Source organism: Vibrio sp. Y176 (genome assembly GCF_033438945.1).
Map to the genome: position 1 here is coordinate 1 of NZ_JAWOQS010000792.1, position 606 is coordinate 606.

At 47.2% G+C, this 606-nt stretch carries 2 pseudogenes; both read right to left on the bottom strand.

The features are described from left to right. Positions 1 to 99, bottom strand: a pseudogene (locus R7O13_RS28685) (GntR family transcriptional regulator); the annotation flags it as partial. 167 nt (positions 100 to 266) lie between these two features. Next, positions 267 to 606, bottom strand: a pseudogene (locus R7O13_RS28690) (aldehyde dehydrogenase (NADP(+))); the annotation flags it as partial.

Sequence of the window (606 nt, forward strand, 5' to 3'; positions counted from 1 at the left end):
TAAAGGCTGACCAGTTTTTAACTCGCCCTTCAGGATCTGAGTTCGAATTGCTTCTTCAACGAGCTGAGTACGCGTCTTAAAAACAGGTTTTTGTGACATTGAAGGCTCCCCTCAAAAATAAATATTGTATCCAATCCATTTAACTCTAGTAGTTTATTGTTTTTCCGGCTTAAGCCAACTACGAAATAAGGTTTTGAGAAGTAGAGTGAATTAAAAGGCACCAACTGGTGCCTTTTTGAACCATTTGGCTAAGTGCATGTTGCCTGTTATGACGTTTTACCGTCGATAGCGCGTTGGATGTTTAACGGGTTAGACGTTTTTAATGAATCGGGCAACAAGCTTTCTGGCAACGCTTGGTAAGCGACCGGGCGTAACCAACGGTGAATGGCCTCTGCTCCGACAGAGGTTGATGCCGCATGGGTCGACGCAGGATACGGCCCACCATGAACCATCGCATAACCAACCTCTACGCCAGTTGGCCAGCCATTGAACACCAGGCGTCCGGCAATTTCTTCCAGGCATGGAATCAACTGCTCAGCGAGTGATGAATCTTCTTCAGTCGCGTGGATGGTAGCGGTGAGCGTGCCGCTCAGTGTTTCACTTAGA